General features: G+C 36.5%; 22 protein-coding genes. 6 read left to right on the plus strand and 16 right to left on the minus strand.

Going from position 1 to position 23,733, the window contains the following annotated elements:
- Nucleotides 1–33 precede the first annotated feature (33 nt).
- Nucleotides 34–801 (minus strand): rhomboid family intramembrane serine protease, encoded by a 768-nt coding sequence (locus ACL9RH_RS15565; RefSeq protein WP_422694284.1) that lies wholly within the window; start codon nt 799–801, stop codon nt 34–36.
- A 248-nt stretch (nt 802–1,049) separates the two neighbouring features.
- Here ACL9RH_RS15565 and ACL9RH_RS15570 point away from each other — a divergent pair, with 248 nt between their 5' ends.
- Nucleotides 1,050–1,976 carry a DUF3078 domain-containing protein gene (locus ACL9RH_RS15570; RefSeq protein ID WP_422694285.1) on the plus strand — a complete coding sequence of 309 codons (927 nt, stop codon included), beginning with the start codon at nt 1,050–1,052 and terminating at the stop codon, nt 1,974–1,976.
- A 228-nt stretch (nt 1,977–2,204) separates the two neighbouring features.
- On the plus strand, nt 2,205–3,113 hold the full coding sequence (locus ACL9RH_RS15575) for a DUF3078 domain-containing protein (protein ID WP_422694286.1): 909 nt from the start codon (nt 2,205–2,207) through the stop codon (nt 3,111–3,113).
- A gap of 75 nt (nt 3,114–3,188) precedes the next feature.
- Here ACL9RH_RS15575 and sufD read toward each other — a convergent pair whose 3' ends face one another.
- The 4 genes from sufD to ACL9RH_RS15595 form a co-directional block, all read right to left on the minus strand.
- The gene (sufD, locus tag ACL9RH_RS15580; protein WP_422694641.1) at nt 3,189–4,496 is read right to left on the minus strand and encodes a Fe-S cluster assembly protein SufD; all 1,308 of its coding nucleotides are present in this window, start codon (nt 4,494–4,496) and stop codon (nt 3,189–3,191) included.
- A gap of 160 nt (nt 4,497–4,656) precedes the next feature.
- The gene (gene sufC, locus ACL9RH_RS15585) at nt 4,657–5,400 is read right to left on the minus strand and encodes a Fe-S cluster assembly ATPase SufC (protein WP_422694287.1); all 744 of its coding nucleotides are present in this window, start codon (nt 5,398–5,400) and stop codon (nt 4,657–4,659) included.
- Nucleotides 5,401–5,634: 234 nt separating this feature from the next.
- Nucleotides 5,635–7,083 (minus strand): Fe-S cluster assembly protein SufB, encoded by a 1,449-nt coding sequence (sufB, locus tag ACL9RH_RS15590; RefSeq protein WP_422694288.1) that lies wholly within the window; start codon nt 7,081–7,083, stop codon nt 5,635–5,637.
- 83 nt (nt 7,084–7,166) lie between these two features.
- Nucleotides 7,167–7,496 (minus strand): HesB/IscA family protein, encoded by a 330-nt coding sequence (locus ACL9RH_RS15595; RefSeq protein ID WP_027372006.1) that lies wholly within the window; start codon nt 7,494–7,496, stop codon nt 7,167–7,169.
- A 214-nt stretch (nt 7,497–7,710) separates the two neighbouring features.
- Between ACL9RH_RS15595 and ACL9RH_RS15600 the strand changes: the two genes are divergently transcribed.
- A complete protein-coding gene (locus ACL9RH_RS15600) occupies nt 7,711–8,652 on the plus strand; it encodes a GLPGLI family protein (protein WP_422694289.1) in 942 nt (313 codons plus the stop codon).
- A gap of 15 nt (nt 8,653–8,667) precedes the next feature.
- On the plus strand, nt 8,668–9,516 hold the full coding sequence (locus ACL9RH_RS15605) for a GLPGLI family protein (RefSeq protein WP_422694290.1): 849 nt from the start codon (nt 8,668–8,670) through the stop codon (nt 9,514–9,516).
- 92 nt (nt 9,517–9,608) lie between these two features.
- Here ACL9RH_RS15605 and ypfJ read toward each other — a convergent pair whose 3' ends face one another.
- The 7 genes from ypfJ to ACL9RH_RS15640 form a co-directional block, all read right to left on the minus strand.
- Nucleotides 9,609–10,472 carry a KPN_02809 family neutral zinc metallopeptidase gene (gene ypfJ, locus ACL9RH_RS15610; protein ID WP_422694291.1) on the minus strand — a complete coding sequence of 288 codons (864 nt, stop codon included), beginning with the start codon at nt 10,470–10,472 and terminating at the stop codon, nt 9,609–9,611.
- A gap of 212 nt (nt 10,473–10,684) precedes the next feature.
- Entirely contained in the window at nt 10,685–12,766 is a 2,082-nt protein-coding gene (locus ACL9RH_RS15615) for an LTA synthase family protein (protein ID WP_422694642.1), read from the minus strand.
- Between the two features lie 240 nt (nt 12,767–13,006).
- Nucleotides 13,007–13,525, minus strand: a complete 519-nt coding sequence (gene ribH / locus ACL9RH_RS15620; protein WP_422694292.1) for a 6,7-dimethyl-8-ribityllumazine synthase — start codon at nt 13,523–13,525, stop codon at nt 13,007–13,009.
- Nucleotides 13,526–13,528: 3 nt separating this feature from the next.
- Nucleotides 13,529–14,236: a tetratricopeptide repeat protein gene (locus ACL9RH_RS15625; protein ID WP_422694293.1), complete on the minus strand. Its 708-nt coding sequence runs from the start codon at nt 14,234–14,236 to the stop codon at nt 13,529–13,531.
- Nucleotides 14,237–14,441: 205 nt separating this feature from the next.
- The gene (locus ACL9RH_RS15630; RefSeq protein ID WP_422694294.1) at nt 14,442–14,978 is read right to left on the minus strand and encodes an adenine phosphoribosyltransferase; all 537 of its coding nucleotides are present in this window, start codon (nt 14,976–14,978) and stop codon (nt 14,442–14,444) included.
- Nucleotides 14,979–16,178, minus strand: coding sequence for a hypothetical protein (locus ACL9RH_RS15635; RefSeq protein WP_422694295.1), 1,200 nt, complete (start codon nt 16,176–16,178; stop codon nt 14,979–14,981).
- 50 nt (nt 16,179–16,228) lie between these two features.
- On the minus strand, nt 16,229–17,245 hold the full coding sequence (locus ACL9RH_RS15640; protein WP_422694296.1) for a hypothetical protein: 1,017 nt from the start codon (nt 17,243–17,245) through the stop codon (nt 16,229–16,231).
- Nucleotides 17,246–17,630: 385 nt separating this feature from the next.
- On the opposite strand from ACL9RH_RS15640, the gene ACL9RH_RS15645 reads away from it, so the two are divergent.
- Together ACL9RH_RS15645 and ACL9RH_RS15650 are read left to right on the plus strand one after the other, a co-directional pair.
- Nucleotides 17,631–18,458 carry a GT-D fold domain-containing glycosyltransferase gene (locus ACL9RH_RS15645; protein WP_422694297.1) on the plus strand — a complete coding sequence of 276 codons (828 nt, stop codon included), beginning with the start codon at nt 17,631–17,633 and terminating at the stop codon, nt 18,456–18,458.
- Between the two features lie 95 nt (nt 18,459–18,553).
- On the plus strand, nt 18,554–19,630 hold the full coding sequence (locus ACL9RH_RS15650) for a glycosyltransferase (protein ID WP_422694298.1): 1,077 nt from the start codon (nt 18,554–18,556) through the stop codon (nt 19,628–19,630).
- A 159-nt stretch (nt 19,631–19,789) separates the two neighbouring features.
- On the opposite strand, the gene ACL9RH_RS15655 is transcribed toward ACL9RH_RS15650, so the two are convergent.
- From ACL9RH_RS15655 to nrfD, 4 genes are read right to left on the minus strand one after another with little or no spacing between them, the layout of a single operon-like run.
- Nucleotides 19,790–21,121 carry a quinol:cytochrome C oxidoreductase gene (locus ACL9RH_RS15655; RefSeq protein ID WP_422694299.1) on the minus strand — a complete coding sequence of 444 codons (1,332 nt, stop codon included), beginning with the start codon at nt 21,119–21,121 and terminating at the stop codon, nt 19,790–19,792.
- Nucleotides 21,122–21,129: 8 nt separating this feature from the next.
- Complete coding sequence (locus ACL9RH_RS15660; protein ID WP_422694300.1) at nt 21,130–21,816, minus strand: c-type cytochrome; 687 nt, start codon at nt 21,814–21,816, stop codon at nt 21,130–21,132.
- Nucleotide 21,817: 1 nt separating this feature from the next.
- Complete coding sequence (locus ACL9RH_RS15665; protein WP_089693017.1) at nt 21,818–22,339, minus strand: DUF3341 domain-containing protein; 522 nt, start codon at nt 22,337–22,339, stop codon at nt 21,818–21,820.
- Nucleotides 22,326–23,723: an NrfD/PsrC family molybdoenzyme membrane anchor subunit gene (gene nrfD, locus ACL9RH_RS15670; protein WP_422694301.1), complete on the minus strand. Its 1,398-nt coding sequence runs from the start codon at nt 23,721–23,723 to the stop codon at nt 22,326–22,328. The genes ACL9RH_RS15665 and nrfD overlap by 14 nt, the downstream gene beginning before the upstream one ends.
- Nucleotides 23,724–23,733 lie beyond the last annotated feature (10 nt).

Consider the following 23,733-nt stretch of genomic DNA (forward strand, 5'->3'; position numbering starts at 1 on the left):
GTGTTTTTTTTCAAATGTAGTGAAATTAAGCTTTTATTTCTTTCTTAATTCATCCAAATGATCCCAGATATCGTCTCTTTTTTTGTACGGAAGTTCAAGAAAATCTTCCGGGTGGTTTTCTTTATATTGCTGCCAAAGTTTATCGTCTTTTTCGCTATAATAATTCGGAAATTCCCAAATGAACTTTTTCTTCTTCTCTCCAACATTTTTAAAGGCAAAAGCAATAATACTTCCCACTACCGCTCCTGAAAGATGGGCCTGCCATGAAATTTTACTGGGTTCCTGCATATTATAAAATAATTCTTCAGGAAGCATTCCCCAGACTAAACTTCCGTAATAAAGAACTACCAGCATAGAAATGGTAAGAAGCTTGGTATTCCACTTGAATACACCACTAAAGAAAAGGAAAAAAGCAAGCACATATACAACACCACTGGCACCAATAGTACAGGTGTACATATAATCGCCGGTAAGAATGTCTATAGGAGGAAGAAGCCAAACCAGCAACCCTGTAGCCAGCCAGCCGATAATGAAAACTTTATTGGCCACCAATGGATAGAACTGATAAAGCAGAAACATCAATGCCGCAATCGGGATAGAGTTGCCTATAATATGATCCAGATTTCCATGAAGGAGGGGAGACGTAATAATCCCCAAAAGTCCTTCTGGAAGTAAAGGAATGATGGCTCCAAAGCAACTTGCAAAAAAGCCCTGTGTTTGTAAAAAATACCCGAACCACATTGCAGAAAGCATCAGCAACGGGTATATAATCGCTCTTTTGGAAATTACATTTTTAAACATGAAGAGTGTACGTCAAATCAAAAGCCAATGATAAATTTCGGAAAATTTGTCGATGAATTTTTCTTACCGGTCTGATTTCAAGACAAAACGTATCAATTTTAACATTTGTCCTCATTATTTTGGCACTGAATTTATTAGGTAGTATATTGTTAAACAATGAAAATGAAAGGTAAATCGATTCTTTAAGGATGATTTTACCTGAAAAAAAAATTATATTAATATTTTTGCATTGAAAATTATTTAGAGTAATGAAGAAGTTTTTATTGATTCTTTCCTTTTTTACAGGGATTTATGCAAGTGCTCAAGAAGAATTAAAAAAAGATTCCGCAGTGGTGGATACTATCAAGTATTGGTCTATACAGGGAAAAAACACCCTAATGATCAACCAGGCGGCCTTTTCCAACTGGGTTGGTGGTGGAGCTAACAATGTTGGTTGGCTAGCGGGGATTAATTATAATCTAACCTATGAAAAAGATAAAGATCTTTGGGAAAATATAATTGTTCTGGGATATGGGCAAAATGATACGAAAGGTTTGGGAATAAGAAAAACCCAGGATGTCATCAACGTATCAACCAATTACGGGAGAAAATTTTTGAAAAGCTGGTATCTTTCGATGGGAGCGGGTCTACAATCTCAGTTTGCACCAGGATATGAAGACGGCAACAATCCTGAAGCAAAGAAAATATCTGGTTTTATGGCTCCTGGTTACGTGAACGTCGGGATGGGTATCACATACAGACCGAATGACGATCTTACGGTAACTTTACGTCCTACCAACGCCAGATGGACGTTTGTGCTGGACAAAGAACTTCAATTAGCGGGAAATTACGGTTTGAAGAGTGATGGAGATTCTTCTTTACTACAATTCGGTTTCTTGGGGACCGCAGCTTATAAACTGAAAATTATGGAAGATATCTTCCTAACGAATACTGCATCAGTCTTCTCCAACTATCTGGATCGCCCGGATAGATTGGTATTGGCTTACGGTGCTATCTTAAACCTTAAAGTAAATAAATACATTTCATCGAATATTACCCTGGATCTGCTGTATGATCACAATCAGATTGAGAAAACTCAGCTTAAGCAGACCTTGGGAATTGGGTTTGCTTACACGGTTCAAAATGGTGTAAAGCGTTCGGAACGTAAGGACAGCCAGTGGTGGATCAAGAAATAATTCAGAATCTTGAATTTAACAGAAAAACACTTCATTTTTGAAGTGTTTTTTTTGTTTTTTAGAGGTGGGTTTTTAAGTTTTTTTAAGTTCAAACGTGGTTTTTTCAGTGTTTAAATATTTAATTTTCATTTTGTTATAAACAATTTTCAACTTGAAATCAATTCATTTTATGGTGAATTTTGTCACGTCATAAATTATTATTTATACATTTGTAATAAATCGTTAAATATGAAAAAACTTTTATTAATCGCTTCCGTTTCCATCGGGGCATTGGCTGCTGCTCAGGAGGCCAAAACAGACACTGTAAAAGCATGGTCTATTCAGGGCCAAAATACTTTAATGCTGAATCAGGCTGCCTTTTCGAATTGGGTAGGCGGAGGAGCCAATAACGTAGGATGGCTTGCAGGTGTCAATTACAACCTTACTTACGAAAAAGGAAAAGATCTTTGGGAAAATATTATTATTCTGGGCTACGGGCAAAATAATACCCAGGGAACAGGAGTAAGAAAAACTCAGGATGTCATTAACCTTTCCACCAACTATGGTAGAGAATTTGCCAAAAACTGGTATTTTTCTGCAGGAGCCAGTCTTCAAACACAATTTGCTCCCGGATATGAAGACGGTAATAATCCTGAAGCCAAAAAGCTTTCCAATTTCTTTGCTCCAGGATATCTGAACCTGGGAGCGGGGGTAACATACCGACCTAATGATAATTTAACGGTGACCTTACGACCTGCGAATGCAAGATGGACCTTTGTCTTGGATAAGGATCTTCAGACAGCTGGAACGTACGGCCTTAAGAATAATGGAGATTCTTCGCTTTTCCAATTCGGTTTTTTGGGAACAGCAATGTATAAGATCAAAATCATGGAGAACATTAATCTGACCAATACAGCGTCTGTATTCTCCAATTATCTTGATCATCCGGACAGGCTTGTATTGGCTTACGGAGCGATCCTAAATATGAAAATCAACAAATATATTTCTTCCAATATCACACTGGATCTTCTCTATGACCATAATCAGATATGGAAAACTCAGCTGAAGCAGACTCTAGGAGTTGGTTTTGCTTATAATATTGATAATGGCAAGAAACGTTCTGATAATAAAGATAACCAAAGTTGGTTAAAGAAATAGTGCTCCTTACAGTTTATATGAAATAGAAAAAGCACTTCTTAATGAAGTGCTTTTATGTATCAATATATATAAATTTTAAAATTCTATATCTACTTCTAGTTTCTCAGCCAATAGCTTTGAAATTTTTTCTTTTAAAGGCTCAATGTCAATATTCTGCATTGCATCATTGGCAAAAGCGTATAAAAGTAATGCCTGAGCTTCTTTTTTAGAAATTCCTCTTGCTCTCAGGTAGAATAAAGCATCTTCATTTAGCTGACCTACAGTACATCCGTGGGAACATTTCACATCATCTGCGAAAATTTCCAATTGAGGTTTCGTATCAATGCTTGCTCCTTCGCTTAATAATACGTTGTTGTTTTGCTGATAAGCATTTGTTTTTTGAGCAATTTTATCAACAAAAACTTTTCCATTGAAAACTCCGTGGGCATTCCCATCGAAGATTCCTTTGTAGTTCTGATAACTTTCACAGTTCGGGAAGTTGTGGTGAACCGCTGTATGGTGGTCTACCAATTGATCTTTCCCAATAATGGTGATTCCGTTCATGAATGAATTGATGTTAGATCCATTATGAATAAAATCAAGGTTATTTCTTACCAGCTTACCTCCGAAAGAGAATGTATTAACAGTCGTTAAGCTGTCTTTCTCCTGTTTAGCGAAAGTATTGTCGATAAGATATGATGTATTGTTATCGTTCTGAAGTTTGTGCCAATCTGCTTTTGCATTAGGATAAGTAAAGATCTCCGTTACAGAATTGGTCAATACATAAGTACTGTCAAAATTGTGGTGACTTTCAATAATTTCTACTTTAGCTCCTTCTTCTACGATCAAAAGATTTCTTGTATTGTAGAACGTATTTTCCTCTTGGTTTTGAGAAATATAGAAAACGTGGATCGGCTTTTCGATCACTACATTTTTAGGAACTTTCAGAAAGAAGCCATATTTGCAATAAGCAAGGTTAAGGTTTGTAAAAGCCTGTTCTTTAGAAGCAATAGTATTGAAATATTTTTCAAAAACTTCTTTGTGCTTGTCATCGTTCAACGCATAGTTGAAAGAAAGAAACTCAACATTTTCAATAGAAACCTTTGAAAGCTCTTTGTGAAGCTTACCGTTTACAAAAACAATCCAATCGAAATTTTCTTCTCCTAAATGCAGTTCATCAAACTGTTCTTTAGTGATGTTATGGTTCTCTTTCGGGAAGAAGTTGTAGCTTTTTTCCGTGATCTCCTTTAGATTGGTATATTTATATTCTTCGTCTTTTTTAGTCGGAAAACCAAAACCTGCAAACTTTTGAAGAGCTGCTTTTCTGTCCTCATCCAGAAATCTGTGACGAAGACTCTCCAAAAATTCATTATGGTTCTCTATAATTTGTTCTTTTAATGCCATTACTGGTATATCTGTGGTTTGCACCATTTTTTCTTTTTATTTGAAGTAAAATATTGTCATTCCGAGGAACAGGGAATCCAATTTTTAATATGAGAGATTCTTGGTTCTGCAACAAAAGAGGTGCGGAAGTTTTTAATCTCTGAAATAATCGATTTTCTTCTTAGTTAAGCAACCAGTCGTATCCTTTTTCTTCAAGTTCTAATGCTAAAGACTTATCACCAGTTTTGATGATTTTTCCATTCGCTAAAACGTGAACAAAGTCAGGCTGGATGTAGTTTAGCAATCTCTGATAGTGAGTAATCAAAAGTACTGCATTTCCTTCGTTTTTAAAATGATTTACCCCGTCTGCAACAATTCTTAACGCATCAATATCTAATCCTGAATCTGTTTCATCAAGGATAGCCAATTTAGGATTAAGCATCATCATCTGGAAGATCTCGTTTCTTTTCTTTTCACCTCCCGAGAAGCCCTCGTTCAATGATCTTGAAAGGAAATCTTTTTTGATCCCTAATTTCTCAGACTTCTCACGAATTAACGCAAGCATTTCTTTTGCCGGCATTTCTTCTAATCCGTTTGCTTTTCTTGTTTCGTTTAAAGCAGCTTTGATGAAGTTCGTTACAGAAACTCCCGGAATTTCCACTGGATATTGGAAAGAAAGAAAGATTCCTTTGTGTGCTCTGTCTTCAGGAGCATCTTCAACGATATCTTCTCCCTGGAAAAGGATCTCCCCACCAGTTACTTCGTAATCTTCTTTTCCGGCGATTACAGAAGAAAGGGTAGATTTACCAGCTCCGTTTGGCCCCATGATAGCGTGAACTTCGCCTGGCTTTATTTCAAGATTAATACCTTTTAATATTTCTGCGCCATCTTCAATTTTGGCGTGAAGGTCTTTAATTTGTAACATTCTTGCTAACTTTTTCTTTTTATAATTGTATGAGCTTCTCTTCTGTATCAGCAGATTGTCTTTATCTGGGATAGGTCCTCAATAAGACGATAGAAGCTTTTTATATTTTATGTTTGTAATAATCTTAACTGAAGATTATTCTTATATTTTCGTTTGTAAAGGCTTTTGATCTAATAAAAACACTGACAACCTTGCCATTATATCAGTTTGCTTTTATTGGAAAGATCTTTGGATTTATCCCACTGAACCTTCTAACGAAATTTCCAGTAGTTTTTGAGCTTCAATAGCAAACTCCATTGGAAGTTTATTCAGAACCTCTTTACTGAATCCGTTTACGATAAGAGCAATTGCTCTTTCCGTATCAATTCCTCTTTGATTACAATAGAAAATCTGATCTTCTCCAATTTTTGAAGTGGTTGCTTCGTGTTCCAGCTGTGCAGTAGGATCCTTGATTTCAATATATGGGAACGTGTGTGCTCCACATTCATTACCCATCAATAAAGAATCACACTGAGAGAAGTTTCTCGCTCCTTTTGCAGAAGGCATTACTTTTACCAAACCTCTGTATGAGTTTTGAGACTTTCCTGCAGAAATACCTTTTGAAATGATCGTTGACTTGGTATTTTTTCCAATGTGGATCATTTTTGTTCCGGTATCTGCATATTGGTGGTTATTGGTTACTGCGATAGAGTAAAACTCTCCAACAGAATTGTCTCCTTTAAGAATACAAGACGGATATTTCCATGTTACAGCAGAACCTGTTTCAACCTGCGTCCAAGAAATTTTTGCATTTCTTTCACAAAGACCTCTTTTCGTTACAAAGTTGAATACTCCTCCTTTACCTTCTTCATTACCAGGGTACCAGTTCTGAACCGTAGAATATTTAATTTCTGCATTGTCTAATGCAATAAGTTCCACAACTGCCGCGTGAAGCTGATTCTCGTCTCTTGATGGAGCTGTACAGCCTTCAAGATAAGAAACATAACTTCCTTCATCAGCAACAAGAAGAGTTCTTTCAAACTGTCCTGTTCCTGCTTGGTTGATACGGAAGTAAGTAGAAAGTTCCATAGGGCATTTTACGCCTTTAGGAATATAGCAGAAACTTCCGTCAGAAAATACTGCGGAGTTCAATGCTGCGTAGAAATTATCTCCTCTTGGAACTACTTTTCCAAGATATTTTCTTACTAAATCAGGGTGATTTTTAATAGCCTCAGAAATTGAACAGAAAATAATTCCTTTTTCTGCCAATGTATCCTGGAAAGTAGTTTTCACAGAAACTGAGTCCATTACGATATCTACAGCTACTCCAGAAAGTCTTTTCTGCTCTTCGATGTTAATCCCTAGCTTTGCGAAAGTTTTCAATAATTCCGGGTCTACCTCATCAAGGCTGGCTAATTCCGGTTTTACTTTTGGAGCTGCGTAGTAACGAATTGCTTGAAAATCCGGCTTTTCATATTTGATGTTCGCCCAATCAGGTTCTACCATTTTCTGCCAGATTTTGAAAGATTCCAAACGCCATTCAGTCATCCATTCCGGCTCTTCTTTTTTAGCAGAGATGGCACGGATGATATCCTCATTTAAACCAATCGGGAAATCTTCATAATCTATTTTGGTTTCCCAACCGAATTCATATTTTTTATTTTCTAGATCGACTCTTAAATCGTCTTCTGTATATTTACTCATTACTATTTTTTAGATTTCAGATGTTAGATTTCAGAATTCAGAATAGCTCTGAGGTCTGAAATCTAGGATCTAATGTCTTTTCTCTAAAGACTAAATGATTCTCCGCATCCACAAGTTCTGGATGCATTCGGGTTGTTAAAAACAAACCCTTTTCCGTTCAATCCTCCTGAATATTCAAGAGTTGTTCCTGCTAAATAAAGGATGGATTTTTTATCTATAATAATTTTGATGTTATTATCTTCAAAAATCTGATCTGTGTCTGTTTTTTGGTTGTCAAACTTTAAAACGTACTCTAAACCAGAGCATCCGCCGCTTTTTACCCCCACTCTTATATAATCTTCAGCAGGGTTAAAACCATCTTCAGTCATCAACTGAATGGCTTTCTCCTTTGCATAGTCTGATACTTTTATCATTGTATTTATTTAGAATGATTTAATGATGCAAAAGTACAAACTAATTTCCGCAATCTCAAATCGAAGATATCTATTTTAATGATTCTGATCTTAATAGATTATTTAAAAAATATAATGAATCTTAAAATTGTGCTGTTTTTTGCCGATCGTACTGAGAATCTTTAAGTTTGATTTAACTTTAAATCATCTTTTTTATCTATAAAGAAAATTGGCAATGGCACAAAAATTACTTGGCTTTTTTGCATTGTTTATCATAATAACGTCTTATGGGCAGACTACAAGATATATTTATGAAACTATGGTTAATCCGGATTCAATTAATCTGGTAAGTATGAAAAGTGAGCGGACTTTTTTGGATATTAATAAAGACCGTTCTTTATTCATCAGTGAAAATAAATTGATAAGGGACTCTCTTTTTACGTCTTTCAAACCTGAAGCGAAAGAAACTCAAAAAAAAGAGGAAAAAGAATTCTCAAAATCGGAAGGTCGAAAACACATGGAACCTACTTTTTTTGAGTACTTTATCACCAAAAATATTCCGCAACAGAAAGTGTATTATTATGACCGGGCAGCCGGTAAGCAGATCTATTATCAGGAAGATAGACCTCTGCACTGGGAAATTTCAAATAATATTGAAAAGCAGAATGGTTATACTGCTCAAAAGGCAGTTGTCAATTTTGGAGGAAGAGAATGGACCGCCTGGTTTACAAAGGATATTCCCGTTTCGGATGGACCTTATAAATTTTCCGGTTTACCGGGTCTGATTGTTAAGCTGGAGGATGATAAAGGCGATTATAAGTTTGATTTTGTCAAGAAAATTACGGTTAAAAATGCTTTTGAAGAACCTATAAGTTCAGAGGCGAAACAAAGTACAAGAATTAATTTTCATGGCGATAAAGCAGCTTTAGAACTTGAATTTGGTAAAAATCGAAAGTCTATAGCAGGAAATAATGGGGGAGAAGCAATGAATTTTGGAGGAGGAAGGCATCAAGGAGGTATGAACGGCGGTGGCGGAATGAGAGGTGGTGGTCGTTCAGGCGGTGGAATGCACAGAGGAATGGGTGGTGAAGGCAATAGTATTCCTATGCAGCCTTCTGGTATAGATAATGCTTCTTTTAAGAGTACAGGGGTTCAGAATCCTATTGAGTTGAATTAAATAAAAACCATATAAATGAAAAAATTAGGAATTATCGCCCTTGCGATTTTTATACAAAACGTTGCTGCACAAACAAACCGGTTTGTGTATCAGGTTACTATGAAGCCGGATGCCGAAAATAAAACAGATATCAAGACTGAAAATGCTTATCTGGATATCTCTCCTGAGAAATCTTTGTTTTATTCTGAAAACAGAATCAAGAGAGACTCAATTATACAGAATGCTTTTCAGGGAGGTGGCGGAAGAGGTAGCTTTAACAGAGATCAGATGGAGAGCTTAAGAACCAATATCAACTATTCTGTAGAAAAGGATAAAACCAATCAAAAGACCTACTTTAAAGACAGAATAGGAAGAGATATTTATTCTTATGAAGAAGATAGACCCATCAACTGGAAAATTTCTTCGGAAACAAGAAAAATAGGAGACTATAAAGTTCAGAAAGCTGAAACCGATTTTGCCGGCAGAAAATGGACCGCTTGGTTCACGACAGATCTGCCTTATCAGGACGGACCTTATAAGTTTGGAGGTCTTCCGGGGCTTGTTGTAAAGGTGGAAGATGATAAAGGAGACTATTCTTTTGATCTGATGAAAAACTATAAGATTGCAGAACTTCCTACTTTGAATCAGTTTGGAAATACTTTGAAAGTAAAAAGAACCGATTATTTGAAACAGCAGCAGAAGTTTAAGACAGATCCAATGTCATTTATGGGTGGGCCTGGAGGATTTTCCACAACCATGAGAATAGGTGGCGGCGGAAGAGGCCCTGGCGGTGGAAACCAAGATCCTGCTGAGATGAGAAAAAGAATGGAAGAAAGAGTAAAAGAAGAAGCAAAGAAAAACTCTAATCCTATTGAATTACAATAAATTAAAAACGGCTGTCTCAAGTGAGACAGCCGTTTTTTTATGTTATCATGTAAACATCTTTCTATAGATACATTATTGAGTTTACAATTGAATTATCTTAAAAGCTCATTGAAAGTATCACCTTGTCTGATATCTCCGGTGTTGTATCCTTTCATAAACCATTCTTTACGCTGTGCCGATGAACCATGGGTAAAGCTTTCCTGATTAACATATCCTTGCGACCTTTTCTGTATATTATCGTCTCCTACCGCCTGTGCAGCATCTATTGCAGACTGAATATCTCCCGGTTCAAGAATGTGCTTGCTTTCATCCGTTCTTCTAGCCCAAACTCCTGCATAAAAATCCGCCTGAAGTTCTGTGGCAACCGATACACGGTTCATTTCTGCTTCAGAATATTTCCCGCTTCTTCGTAAAGCGTCTACTTTTTGTGTGGTTCCTAAAAGTGTCTGTACATGGTGTCCAACTTCATGAGCTAATACATAAGCTACAGTAAATTCTGTAACCTTAGCTCCGAATCTTTGCTGTAATTCGTTGAAGAAACTCATATCCATATACACTTTCTGATCTGCAGGGCAATAAAAGGGACCCATTGCGGCTTGTGCTGGACCGCATGCAGAAGTTGTATTATTTTCAAAAAGAACGATTTTAGGATCTGTGTAAGTCATGTCATTTTCTTTGAACACCTGATTCCATGTTTGAGAATTCCAGGCATCCAACATTTTGATCATTTCTCCTATTTGTTTTTCATTGGCAGTGAGCTCTCTTCTTTCACCAGAGTTTCCTGAAGACTGCATACTCCCTGAGTTCAGAATTCCCGAAGGATCTCCTCCCAAAAAGAAAACAATTGCTGCTATAATTAAAGTACCGAGTCCGCCGCCTACGATCATACCGCCACCTCCGCCTCCAGAGCCACGGCGATCATCAACGTTACCGCCTCTGTCGTCTGTCCATTTCATACTAATATATTTTTGTATCGTAAATTTATAAAATTTAAGTTTATAAAGGTTAATATCTTATCATTGGAAAATTTTTGTTTTGGAATAATGAAGCAGGATCTTGAATGGTAAAAAAAAGGAGGATCATAAATATCCTCCTTGTAAGTAAAGTTATATACCTTATATCAGAAAGTATAAACTTATCATATCTTGTTAATCGCGAATTCAAGATACTATTTTCGATTAAGTTGTTTGGTTTTCAGCCAATAAGAAGTTGATTGATATGCTGAAATAGCATCGTCCACCAATTTTTGATCTGTATTTTTCAGCAATTTTTCATCGTAATAGAGCTTAAATTCTGGACTTAAACTGCTTTTTTCCAGTTCTAAAGAATATTGTTTCACCTTTTTTACCGGTGAGATGATCGTAAGGCGATTATCTTTTACAAAACCTAAATCCTGATATGTTGCAATATATGCCTTAGGCTGGAATTCATTTTTAAGCACGTCCTGACCTAAGAATTTTGACTGATAACTGAAATTCAATAGTCCAAATAGGGTAGGCATAACATCAATTTGTGACATCAACCCATCAAACTTATGCGGCTGTATAAATCCTTCGGAAAAGATCAGGGCAGGAATTCTGTATTTATCCATAGGAAGTTCTGTTTTTCCGGCACTCGATGCACAATGATCTGCAATGATCACAAAAACAGTATTTTTATACCAGTCCTGTTTTTTGGCCATATCAAAGAACAGCTTAAGAGAGTAGTCCGTGTATTTTACACCTCCTTCACGGGATTTTGCGGTTCCGGGAATGTCTATTCTTCCGTCAGGATAAGTAAAAGGTCTGTGGTTGGAAACCGTCATCCAATGATTGAAGAAAGGTTTTCCGGATTTTGCTTCCGAATTCATCACCTGAATGGCTTTTCTGGCCATATCTTCATCGGCAACACCCCAGACATTGGCAAATGTGATTTCTTCAGGTTTAAAGTTATTTCTGTCTACAATTCCATAACCATTTCCTCCAAAGAAGTCCTGCATATTGTCAAAGTAGCTATATCCACCGTATAAGAATTTCACATCATATCCTTTGGATTTGAAAACACTTCCGGTTGTGAATTTATTTTTATTGTCATTTCTTTTGATAATGCTTTCTCCTGCGGTAGGCGGAATACAAAGTGTTAAGGCTTCAAGACCTCTTACAGTTCTGTTTCCTGTTGCATAGAGATTGGTAAACATCAGAGATTTGTCTGCCAGGCTATCAAGGAAGGGCGTTATTTTCTGGGTATTTCCATAATGCTCCATGAAATCTGCGGAAAGGCTTTCAATGGAAATCAGGACAACATTTTTCTTTACTTCTGGTTGTTCTGCTACAATATTTCTTGATAATGTATGTTGTGGATACTGGCTCAGGAAGTTCTTTTCTGCCTGCTTTTGGTCAAGCTGTGAGTAAAATTGAAAATAATCAAGTTCGTTGTGAGTGAAAGCCCAATAAAACTTAGGAAGTCCGTTGGCTTCAATTTCGTCTGCAAAAACATTGTCAGATTTGATCTGCATTAAAGACGGTAATGCGAATGTGCTGATCGTACAAAGAATGATAAACGATACCAGTAATACTATTTTTTGTTTAAAGTCCGGTAACTCCAGCAATTCGTCTTTTGTTTTTTTATAAATAAACCATGTGATGGTAAGAGTGACAATCATGATACCGGAGAATAGAGGAATAACCGGATAGCTTTCCATGATATTTCCGATTACTTCATTGGTATAGATCAGGTAATCTACGGCAATGAAATTATAACGTACTCCAAATTCATTATAAAAGAAATATTCACTTACTCCATTGAAAATAATAACCAGAACGTAGAGTTGTAATGTGATGAAATAGAGACTGTTTCGAATTTTAATTCTCTGGGTAGGAAGAAAAAGCATCAACCCAAAGAATAGTGTTTTCATTCCCACAAAAACTAGGGCAACTTCTGTAACAGAACCTCCGTATTGCTTGAAAATATTATTGGGAATCAACCAGATGTACAGAAAAAACAGCACCAGGGCTCCGAAAATAATATATCCGTATGGTTTTTTATATTTTGAATTGGAAAGGAACAGAAAGTAAAGGGCAAGGATGGAACTGGCCAGAATGAACACAAAAATATCATTCACAAGTCCTACCAGCAAGACTTTTATGACTTCGAAAAATCCAAAACTAGCGGTAGTAATAGGATGAAAAAAGAATACTGTTCTTATTATCAACGATATAATAAGATAGAAAACTCCTAAGTATAGGAACGGTTTTATTTTTCTTAAAAACATGTATTTACTGTCTATATTAGTTTTCACAAAGATAGTTGTTGTGTACAACTTTTAGCGGGAAAAAGTAAAAACATCAGGTGTGTTAATGAAATTTTATGAATCTTTAAGAGTGATCAGAAGTTCACAACTTGGAATTTTGGTTTTCTTTATATTTATTTAGAGTATAATCTAAGCATTGATTAGAAAAAGGTTGCCCCAGAAGTGAGACAACCTTTTTATATAATTAAAATTGATAAAAATTTAGGAGTGACCGAATCCGATGTTTCCTTTCTTATCAGATAAATTCTTTTTAAAATCAATCATTCTTAAAGCTGTAACCGCTGCTTCAACACCCTTGTTTCCAAGATTTCCACCGCTTCTTGCGATAGACTGCTCTTTAGTATCATCTGTTAAAACACAGAAGATAGTTGGCGTATCGGTCATAATATTACAGTCTTTGATTCCCTGTGCTACAGCAGAACAAACATAGTCAAAATGAGGTGTTTCTCCACGGATTACACATCCGATAGCAATCACAGCGTCATATTTTCTCTCTTTGCAAAGCTGCATGCTTGCATAGTTCAATTCAAAAGCTCCCGGAACAGGAAAAAGTTTAATGTTTTCAGGCTTTACTCCTTCTTTTTCAAGAATTTCCAAAGCTGCATCACGAAGATTGTACGTTACAAAATCATTCCACTCAGAAAAAACAATGCCGATAGAAAAATCTTCGGCATTGGTTATATGAAGTGGCTTGTAATCGGAAAGATTAACTGTTGCCATTTTTTAATAATATTTAGTCATTTCAATGTAAGAATCAGACATTCCGTTGTCATAATCCTGATATTTCTCGTCAATTGAAGAGAAGTATTTTTTAGCTTCTGCTTTTTTGTTTAATCCTAAAGCAACAAGACCTGCTTTTCTTGTGAAATAGTAAGCTGTATAAGGATCATCAGATGCTGTAGAAGCCTGGTCTAGTAGAGATAAAGCTTCGTCATTCTTGTTAAGTCCTGACTTTGCATCTGCCATAGCACCATATTTCATTGCCATTAAAGTCTTGTTTTTAGAAGAAAATTTATCTAATAAATCGTAAGCTTCCTGAAATTTCCCTTCTTTGAACTTCAATAAACCTGCATTGTAAGCAGAAAGTTTACCAATCTCAGTAGAAGAATATTCGTTAGCTGTACCGATGAAACCAGGATTAGCTGCAGATTTTCCGCCTAATGCTTCTTTATCTTTACCTTCAGCAAGGTTTTTCTGAGCAGCAAGGAAACTTTTCACAGCTTCCGTATTTTGAGGTGCAATTACAAACTGCTTGTAAGCAAAGAATCCTAAAACTCCTAAAAGTAAAACACCAAATACAAGACCTAGAGGTTTTGAATATTTTTCAATGAATCTTTCAGTGTTTAAAGCCTCTCTGTCAAGGTCTTTAAAGAACTCAACCGTTTCTTTACCTTCTTGCTCGTTCTGAGCACTCTTTCCCAATTTTGCCATAAGTTTTTAAAAATTGAAATGCAAATTTAATTGTTTCTGAATGATTTACAAAATACTTTATTGGTATTATTATGTAAATGTTGAGAATTTGTTGTTGTTTGTTGTAAAAAAGCTTCGGCCCTGTTCAATCTGACATTTTTAAAACTGCACTTTTTGCAGGTATTGTCTTACTGAACAGAGCCGAAAATGTATGGTGTTTACTTTTTTAATATTCCAGAATATGATAAACTTCTGCGTTGTATTTTTTCAGTTTTTCATCTCCGTTCAATCCTTTTAAGCCGATCAGGAAACTGAATTGAGAAACAGTTGCGCCTTGCTTTTCTACAAGTTTTGCAGCAGCTTCTGTTGTTCCTCCTGTTGCTAAAAGATCATCATGAATCAGGATTCTTTGCCCCGGTTTTATTTGCCCTTCTCGGGTTTCAATTACGGCACTTCCATATTCAAGATCATAGCTTTCTGAAACTACTGGTGGAGGAAGTTTTCCTGCTTTTCTGATCAGGATAAACGGAACTTCCAAAGCTACGGCAATAGCAATTCCGAAAAGATAACCGCGGCTTTCGATCCCGCATACTGCATCTATTTTACCTTTACTGAATGCTACAAGCTCTGCAATTACATCTTCATAAAGTTTTGGATTTAAAAAGATGGGTGAAATATCCTTAAACTGTATTCCGGGAATCGGGAAATCAGGAATATTTTCAATTGTTTCTTCTAGTCTTTTGATCAGTTCTGTTGAAGCCATTTATGGATTTATTTTATAGCTGGAAATTTTCCAGTCTCCGTTTACATTTTTAAGCCCGAATGTTACCTTTAAAGAAGTTGTTTTTCCTGTTTTATCAGTTACATCATAAGTAGCATTTACACTTGCTCCGTTAGGATTGGTAGCATTGGTGGTAATATTTTTTACACTTACATTCTTCACCGATCCAAATCCTGAATTTGGATTAGAGAAAGACTCGTAGCTTCCCCAGCTTGGGTTGTTGGATACTTCGTAGGCTGCTTTTAGATTTTGAGAGCTTACACTGTTCAAAAATTTGCTCACCGTATTCTTAGGATCTGCAACGGGTTGTTTAGGTGCCGCCGGTATTGCTGGTGCCGCTGTACCGGGTTCTGTAGTTGTAGGTGTTGCTGTAGGATTGTTTGGATCTATAACAGCACTTGGTTGCTGTTCTACTGCAGTTGTATCTGTTTTAGGAATTGCAGGAACTTTCAGAGCTGCTGCGTTGACATCCAGCCCGATTTTTGACATTTTGAATGTCTTTGCAGTCGTTTTTACAGAAACAGTAATATCGATTTTGTTATCTACTACTTTTGCAGCAGGAATAGAGGAGAACTTTAAGTTGAATCCTTTAAAATTATTATCCTGCATTAGGTTTTTGGCTGTAGCAAGACGTACTCCGTTGCTGAAAACCTCTAAAGTAGCTTCAAGACCAGCGCCTGTAAATGCTACCGGCTTTCCTGACGTATCTACAAGCCTTGGAACAATCTGGATTGCTGTTGGCGCTCCCGTTCCGTCATCACCGGTTGGTGTAGCTACAATGCTAAGGGATCCTGCTTTTACATCATTTGGATCACTTTCTTTAGCTTTATCATCACCGAAGATATTCATTTCTCCAAGTGAAGGTGGGGCAGTACTTGCCCATTCTATTCCATTCTTTTGTGCTACTTCATCAGCAAGGGTCATGATTTCAGGAACTTTTTTTCCGTTGATCAGCTGTCCCAAAGCTTTTAGCTCATTCACATCACCGTCGGCTTCTACCCCAAATGTCTTAAGGATGTAAAGAGCTTCATTAAACTTAATCTGCTTAATGGTAGGTAAGCTGGAAGTCATATCATTGATACTCGACTGCAGCGTTTTAGTATTCGTAGCATCTACATGATCTTTCTTACATGCTGTAAAAAGCAACAGACTGAAAACAAGTAGAAAAGAAAACTTTTTCATTTTTATTGGGTTTGTTGCAAATTTAGTAAAACCTTTATTAATAGTAGATTTTATTTTTTGTTTTGTTTTTCTTTCAGATCATCCTTGAAAAAGCTGCTGAATATGGTCTGCATATTGGGAAATGAAGGATCTTTCCAGAATTGGGTTTGGTAATTACTGTAATCTCTGTCGAATTTTACTTTTTCAGTCTCTTTATCATTGCTGAAGCTAAGTTCTGTTGGGTAAAAATTATTGTATGAAATAATCTGGTTGTATTCGGGTTCGCTTTTGTGTTTAAGTTTTACGTACATGACCTCATTATATTCCAGAAAATTTTTCAGACTTTTCTCTGAATTTTTTTCAAAAGACATATTTAGAATTGTTTTAATATCGAAAAGCCTGAATCCAAATAACGAAAGCTCTTTTTGCTGAAGAACAGCATCTGTGACTTCAATCTGGTCTTTCTGGTCTCCTTTTAATTCTTTTATGATGTTTCTTTTTGTTTTATATTCTTCTGGATTGCCAACATATTTAAGGGTAGGAAGCTTTAACGAGCTGCTGGTATCCCATGATGATACTTTTTTCTTCTCATTTTGTGCATCTGCGAGATAAAAGATCCTGTATTGCTCAATATTGGTGCTTTTCAGTTTTTTTGTTTTATTGTCAAAAACATAGGTGATTACTCCATCGGTATAGCTGTTCAGTCTGTTATTCATCGTTACATAGGCATTAAAGTTTCCTTTTATATGAATATACTTGGCAGGTTTGGTGTTCTTAATAACTACCGTTTCTATTTCTTTAAACTGATCATTGATAGTAACGACTTCTTTATCGATATCTGAGTAGGAAAGATTGGCTACCGGAAAATTATTGTATACAATCTGGAATTTCTCCTGAGAAGGCGATAGTGCTTTTTTCTCAATTTTTCCGTCAATATCAGAGAAGGCAAGTATATTTCCATCTTTACCGAACACTGAAACTTTTGGCAGTGGCTTATTTGTCTTTTCAGAAACGAAAGTAATGGTCTGTGCATTCGAGAAGATTGAAATCAGACAGAATACAAGGTATAGCAGATACGTTCTTTTCATAGCAGTATTTTGTTTTGATTGATATTATCACAGAATTTAAATATGATGATGAGAAGAACAGGAATATTCCCTGAAAAGACTTTGCTACATCATTGTATAATAAGATTCTGATCATTTAACAATCAGTCTTTTATAATTTTATTTTGTTACAAATCTTTAGAAAGTGCTTTTGGGGAGTTGTAATTCTCTCAATGAACAAATTATTAAGAATCAGCTATTGATGATTGTTTCAACTTTACTTAATTAGAAAAATATTGTACTTTTATCTACATATAACATACACAAAAGGCTACCAAGTTTTTTGTTTTCCTTAATTTTTTGGATTTTAATGAATAGTTTAAAAAAGAGATACCATTACTACCGTTTTTTTTTCAGCACTAGAAAGTTGAGAAAGAATTTCCCATTCTATAAAGTAGATTCACTGGCGGAAACTATTGATGATATTACGATTCATAAAAAGAATATAAGCAGATTTGGAGACGGAGAGTTTCGACTGGTTCTGAATACTGCAGGTATTGGTTTCCAAAATGGGAGTGAAGAAATGACTGTCCGGCTTCGTCAGGTCTTGACATCAAATTTACCTAATCACCTCGTTGCAATTCCTGAAACATTTTCTTTAAAGAATAATCTTAATTGGCGGGTGAAATTTTGGTGGCTCAATTTCATCAATACTATTGGAGTGCAGATTTCTCATTATCTGAATCCTCAGAAGAAATATTCTAATGCTTTTATTACCCGTTTTTATTTAGACTATGAATCGAAAAAACATATTCCCCATATTCTTAAAAAATTAAAGGGAATTTGGGAAAATCAGGATGTGCTAATTGTAGAAGGAGAGTATTCAAGATTGGGAGTAGGGAATGACCTTTTTGATGGTGTTACCTCTTTACAGAGAATTCTTTGCCCGGCGAAAGATGCTTTTGCAATATATCATGAAATTCTTTCGGAGATCAAACTTCATGGAAGAGATAAGCTGGTTCTTCTTGCTTTGGGGCCAACCGCTACGATAATGTCTTTTGATTTAGCCAAAGAAAATATCTGGGCTATAGATATAGGGCATGTTGACTTGGAATATATGTGGTATCTGGAGAATGCTCAGGAAAAAACACCCGTTGTCGGAAGATTGGTGAATGAAGCTACCCAACAGCAGAATGTAGAAATTCCGGAGGGCGAAAGAGAGAAATATGAAAAATCCATTTTTAAGAAATTGTAAACTATTCTTTCCTCATATGGATTCAAAGGCTCAATTGTAAGATTGATTGAATTGTTTAATAAAATAAAATATTATTTTTGTTTCAAATAGACACTATGATTAAGAAAAAACTGGGGCAGGTAAACCGTCTCGTCAAAGACATCGTGGCTTTTGAGGAAATCAAAAAGAACAAACCCGAACAAACTCCCAAAGCAGTATTGGTTAGTATAAAGCATCATACCATTTATCATCGGTTTTTCTACCTATTGCTTAAATTCTACAAACTTTCCGGATACAACGTTTATTATCCGATGGATTTTGCCACTTTTAGAAATATCCGCAATAAAGAAAGATATCTCGGAATGATCGTTCGGGAAGATAATTTCTTAATTGTCAATAAAAAATATAAACCTGAAAACTACATTGAGCTAAAAGATGAAATGTTCAGCCCGGATTATTTCTCTGCTTACTTTGAGAACGGCAACCAAAAGGGAAATACGTTTCATATCCCCATGAGCTTTCATCCTTTGATGTATCATTATGGAATTTGGAACCGTCCGGTTGACATCTATAAAAAAAGAATAAACTCACTTTTCTGCTATGGTAATTTTGACTCTCAAGCCTATCTTGAAATCAAGAGGACTGAATTTTCTGTGGTTCCCCGAACAGAGCTTCTCAGCTATTTTAAAAGTAAGTCCGATTTTGTTGCTATTCCCGGAAAATCTGAGATGTTGAAAGCAATAGAAGAGGAAAGTTTAAAAGGAAAATATGCTTTTGCTATTAAAGAGAACTTTGAACTTCCGATGGAAGATGTGAGAGAAACCTTGTCTCATTTCAATTTTTACTTTTGCTGCCCTGGCGTTGTGATGCCCTTGTGTCATAACGTGATTGAAGCAATGTCGGTAGGTACAATTCCACTGATTCAAAAAGAATATGCAGAAGTAATGTATCCTAATCTTACAGATGGGGAGAATGCCATTATTTTTGATGACTTACAACATTTGGATTCTATATTAAGCAATCTTTTTGAAACTCCTGAATCTGAAGTAAGCCGGATGAGAGCAAACGTATTGCAATACTTCCAGAACTATCTTACTCCGGAAAGTATGATTGAACATTTAAATGAAAGCCTAAGAAACAAAGAATTGGTTTATTTACAGGCTGAACACCGAACGGTAAAATTTGTCCGATAAAGTATTCATACTTTTATTAATGATATAAAATATCCCCTGAAGGGTTCTTCTTTTCAGGGGATATTTCTTTTCCACATACATTGTATTGTTTGAAATACACTCATAAAAAAAAGACCAATCATAGGATTGGTCTTTTTTGTTTATTTCTGTTATAAGTCCTTAGAAAGGATACTCATAAATTTCAGATTCGTGTAAGAATGGGTTTCCTGTAGGGATCAACTTCAGTTTAGACAGAGCTGAAAGTACAGTGAACATAAATAATCCGATAACGAATAATAAAGCTCCCAAGATTAGGATGAATACCTCCGGAGTGTTCCAGTAAGGTCCTACCGTTCCAGGCATTACCATGTTGAAATAATCCAAGATGTGTCCTAAGATAACTACTACAGCCATTGTTGTAACAACTTTGTAGTTTCTCTTGATGCTGCTACTTACTAATACCAATAAAGGTAATAAGAAGTTTACGATCAACATTGGTAAGAACGTTGTACCATAGTGTTGGAATCTTCCAAAGAAGTAGTTAACCTCTTCCGGAACGTTCGCATACCAATAAAGCATGAACTGAGCGAACCATGTATATGTCCAAAGCATACTTGTAGCGAAAAGGAAAACTCCTAAATCGTGTAAGTGGTTGTCATTGAACTGAGGAAGGAATCCGTTTTTCTTAAGGTATACACTTAGTAAGATGATTACAGCAATACCACTTGAAAGACAGCTAACCATTGAATACCAGATATACATTGTAGAGTACCAGTGAGGGTCAATAGACATCAACCAGTCCCAAGCCCAAGCTGCAGAAGCAAATCCGAAGAAAGCAATATATCCTACTGCCCATCTGTAAAGGAATTGGTATTCTACTTTAGATTTTGTTTCGTCTACTTTTTTAGACTGAGCTTTCAGTTTCCAAGCGAAGAAAGAAGCACCTAGTACATAGATGAACGTTCTGATTGCATAGAAAGGAATATTCAGGAATCTTTTCTTTTCGAATAAGATCACATCGAAATGAGCAGAGTTAGGATCTGTTAAATCCGGATCCATCCAGTGGAAAAGGTGTCCTTGGTGGAAGATATTTAAAAGCATTAAGATGATCAAAATAGCTCCTCCGTATGGAATATAAGAAGCGATAGCTTCCATTACTCTTGTAATAATGATTGGCCAACCTGCATGTGCAGCGTGTTGAATACAATAGAAGAATAATACAGCACAACTTACTCCGAAGAAAAATACAGCTACAAAATGTATTGCCGCTAAAGGCTGGTTGTGGATCTGTAGAGTAGCGTGCTCTAGGTGAGCAGCATGATCTTGAGGCCCTACCATTTCACTTGAGTGAGTAGGTGCATTATGACCGGAAGCATGAACAGCTTCCATCATTTGGTTAATCTTCTCAGTAGAGATTCCTTTGTTCATAAAGAAACCAATACCAAATAGTACTAAACCTGCAACAAGAAGTATTAAAGAAGTTGATTTTAATTTTGGTGAAAAACTATACATTTCTTTTCTTATTTTTTAGTTTCAGTAGTAGTTTCAGGTTTTGCTTCAGTAGTCGCTGCTGCCGCTGGTGCTGCTGCTCCTTTTTTGAAAGCGCTCATCACATACATTGCAACTCTCCATCTGTCTCCAGCGTTTAGTTGTCCTGCATAAGATCCCATCGCGTTTCTACCGTTTGTTAATACATAATGAACAGATCCTACAGTAATTTCTCTGTCAGCATAGTTTGGCACTCCTGAGAATGCTCCACTTTGTACAATAGGTCCTTGTCCATCACCTCCTGTTCCGTGGCATGCCGCACAAGTGTGATCAAACAATATTTTTCCTCTTTCAATATCCTTAGCTGCGTTAGCTGGGTTTAGAGGAGATACTGTCAGTTTTTTAGAAGCATCATACCCTGCGTTGTACTGGTCAACATTCTTAGGTAATAAGCTTTCTTCAAAAACTCCATCTTTATTTTGAGGAACGGATCCTTCTACAGGAGAAAGACCTGTTGCTCCATTATTTTTAACGAAAGCAGGAATTTCATTTTCATGATCTGAATAAGCGTCCTGAGCTTTCATCAATGGATCATAAGCTACCGGAAAATACATGTCCGGGAAATATACCAACGGAGTATTTTCTTTTGGTCCGCAAGAGTTAAGTAAAACTGTTGTTAAACCTAAAACTGCTGTAATTTTTAATACATTCTTTTTCATTTTAAGCGTCTTTAACAGTTATTTCTTCAACTCCAGTTTCAATAAGCAACTGTTTTACAGATTCTACATCTTCAGTTACAAACTCCATCATGAATTTATCATCAGTAGTTCTTGGATCCGGATTCTGAGCTGGAGCTCCTGGATACATTTTGTTTCTAACCAAGAAAGTTAAAGACATCATGTGAGCTGCGCAGAATACCATCAATTCGAACATAGGAACTACGAATGCCGGCATATTGTGTGCCCAGTCGAAAGCTGGTTTACCACCGATATTCTGAGGCCAGTCGTGGTTCATTACATACCAGGTTAAAGTAGCACCGATAGTAACACCATAAAGAGCGTATAGAAAAGCAGCATCAGAAATTCTAGTTTTCTTTAATCCTAAAGCCTTATCTAGTCCGTGAACCGGAAACGGAGTGTAAACCTCGTTTATTGCGATTCCTTTATCGTTGAATGCTTTAACGCCGTTCATTAAATCGTCGTCGTCAGCATAAAGTCCGTATACAATTTTAGTGGTGCTCATCTCCTTCTTTTGCTTTATAAGTTTCACCTGAGATTTTCAAAATCGATTTTAATTCAGCCTGTGCAATTACAGGGAACGTTCTTGCGTATAATAAGAATAATACAGAGAAGAATCCGATAGTTCCTAAGTATACACCCACATCAATGATCGTTGGCTTAAACATTGTCCAAGATCCTGGTAAGTAGTCTCTAGAAAGGTTGATAACGATGATATCAAAACGCTCAAACCACATACCGATGTTGATGATTAATGCAACAATGAATGTCCAGATAATGTTCGTTCTAAGTCTTTTGAACCAGAATGAAGCAGGAACTACAAGGTTACAGATGATCAATGACCAGAATGCCCACCAGTAAGGTCCTACAGCAGCACCTGGAGAAAGATATGTGAAATCTTCAAATCTAGATCCTGAGTACCATCCGATGAAATATTCAGTTGCATAAGCTACCGTTACCATACCACCTGTAAGAACGATTACGATGTTCATAATTTCGATATGATACATAGTGATGTATTCTTCTAAGTGACAAACTTTTCTAGCTACTAACAATAGTGTTTGTACCATTGCAAATCCTGAGAAGATCGCCCCAGCAACGAAGTAAGGAGGATAGATCGTAGAGTGCCATCCTTTAATTACTGAAGTCGCGAAGTCAAAAGATACGGTTGTGTGTACTGAGAATACAAGTGGAGTTGCTAACCCTGCAAGAACCAAAGAAAGTTCTTCGAATCTTTGCCAGTGTTTTGCTTTACCACCCCAACCGAATGCTAGGAATGTATAAATTTTCTTAGTCCAAGGAGTTTTAGCTCTATCTCTGATCATTGCAAAGTCAGGGATTAGTCCCATGAACCAGAATACAGTTGATACCGAGAAATACGTAGAGATCGCAAATACGTCCCAAAGTAGAGGAGAGTTGAAGTTCCCCCAAAGAGAACCGAATTGGTTTGGTAAAGGGAATACCCAGTATCCAACCCAAACTCTACCCATGTGAATTACAGGGAAGATTGCTGCCTGTACAACCGCAAAGATCGTCATCGCCTCTGCAGATCTGTTTACAGACATTCTCCATCTCTGTCTAAATAATAATAATACTGCTGAGATTAGGGTCCCGGCGTGACCGATACCTACCCACCATACGAAGTTGGTAATATCCCAACCCCAGTTAATAGTTCTGTTAAGCCCCCATGCTCCAATACCTGTTCCGATAGTGTAAGCGATACAGCCGAATCCATAGAGGAATAGAACTAGTGCAGCATATAATGAGATCCACCATAATTTACCTGCTCTTTCTTCGATAGGTCGTGCAATATCTTCTGTGATATCGTGATAAGTTTTGTGACCAATAATTAGAGGTTCCCTTATCGGAGCTTCGTAATGTCCTGACATTTTTTACCTA

The sequence above is a fragment of the Chryseobacterium sp. Mn2064 genome, assembly GCF_049319685.1.
GTDB lineage: Bacteria > Bacteroidota > Bacteroidia > Flavobacteriales > Weeksellaceae > Chryseobacterium.

Bases quoted from the DNA above. Each gene is read 5' to 3' on its own strand.
- ACL9RH_RS15565 (WP_422694284.1), bottom strand. From the start codon at position 801: ATGTTTAAAAATGTAATTTCCAAAAGAGCGATTATATACCCGTTGCTG.
- ACL9RH_RS15570 (WP_422694285.1), top strand. From the start codon at position 1,050: ATGAAGAAGTTTTTATTGATTCTTTCCTTTTTTACAGGGATTTATGCA.
- ACL9RH_RS15575 (WP_422694286.1), top strand. From the start codon at position 2,205: ATGAAAAAACTTTTATTAATCGCTTCCGTTTCCATCGGGGCATTGGCT.
- sufD (WP_422694641.1), bottom strand. From the start codon at position 4,496: ATGGCATTAAAAGAACAAATTATAGAGAACCATAATGAATTTTTGGAG.
- sufC (WP_422694287.1), bottom strand. From the start codon at position 5,400: ATGTTACAAATTAAAGACCTTCACGCCAAAATTGAAGATGGCGCAGAA.
- sufB (WP_422694288.1), bottom strand. From the start codon at position 7,083: ATGAGTAAATATACAGAAGACGATTTAAGAGTCGATCTAGAAAATAAA.
- ACL9RH_RS15595 (WP_027372006.1), bottom strand. From the start codon at position 7,496: ATGATAAAAGTATCAGACTATGCAAAGGAGAAAGCCATTCAGTTGATG.
- ACL9RH_RS15600 (WP_422694289.1), top strand. From the start codon at position 7,711: ATGGCACAAAAATTACTTGGCTTTTTTGCATTGTTTATCATAATAACG.
- ACL9RH_RS15605 (WP_422694290.1), top strand. From the start codon at position 8,668: ATGAAAAAATTAGGAATTATCGCCCTTGCGATTTTTATACAAAACGTT.
- ypfJ (WP_422694291.1), bottom strand. From the start codon at position 10,472: ATGAAATGGACAGACGACAGAGGCGGTAACGTTGATGATCGCCGTGGC.
- ACL9RH_RS15615 (WP_422694642.1), bottom strand. From the start codon at position 12,766: ATGTTTTTAAGAAAAATAAAACCGTTCCTATACTTAGGAGTTTTCTAT.
- ribH (WP_422694292.1), bottom strand. From the start codon at position 13,525: ATGGCAACAGTTAATCTTTCCGATTACAAGCCACTTCATATAACCAAT.
- ACL9RH_RS15625 (WP_422694293.1), bottom strand. From the start codon at position 14,236: ATGGCAAAATTGGGAAAGAGTGCTCAGAACGAGCAAGAAGGTAAAGAA.
- ACL9RH_RS15630 (WP_422694294.1), bottom strand. From the start codon at position 14,978: ATGGCTTCAACAGAACTGATCAAAAGACTAGAAGAAACAATTGAAAAT.
- ACL9RH_RS15635 (WP_422694295.1), bottom strand. From the start codon at position 16,178: ATGAAAAAGTTTTCTTTTCTACTTGTTTTCAGTCTGTTGCTTTTTACA.
- ACL9RH_RS15640 (WP_422694296.1), bottom strand. From the start codon at position 17,245: ATGAAAAGAACGTATCTGCTATACCTTGTATTCTGTCTGATTTCAATC.
- ACL9RH_RS15650 (WP_422694298.1), top strand. From the start codon at position 18,554: ATGATTAAGAAAAAACTGGGGCAGGTAAACCGTCTCGTCAAAGACATC.
- ACL9RH_RS15655 (WP_422694299.1), bottom strand. From the start codon at position 21,121: ATGTATAGTTTTTCACCAAAATTAAAATCAACTTCTTTAATACTTCTT.
- ACL9RH_RS15660 (WP_422694300.1), bottom strand. From the start codon at position 21,816: ATGAAAAAGAATGTATTAAAAATTACAGCAGTTTTAGGTTTAACAACA.
- ACL9RH_RS15665 (WP_089693017.1), bottom strand. From the start codon at position 22,339: ATGAGCACCACTAAAATTGTATACGGACTTTATGCTGACGACGACGAT.
- nrfD (WP_422694301.1), bottom strand. From the start codon at position 23,723: ATGTCAGGACATTACGAAGCTCCGATAAGGGAACCTCTAATTATTGGT.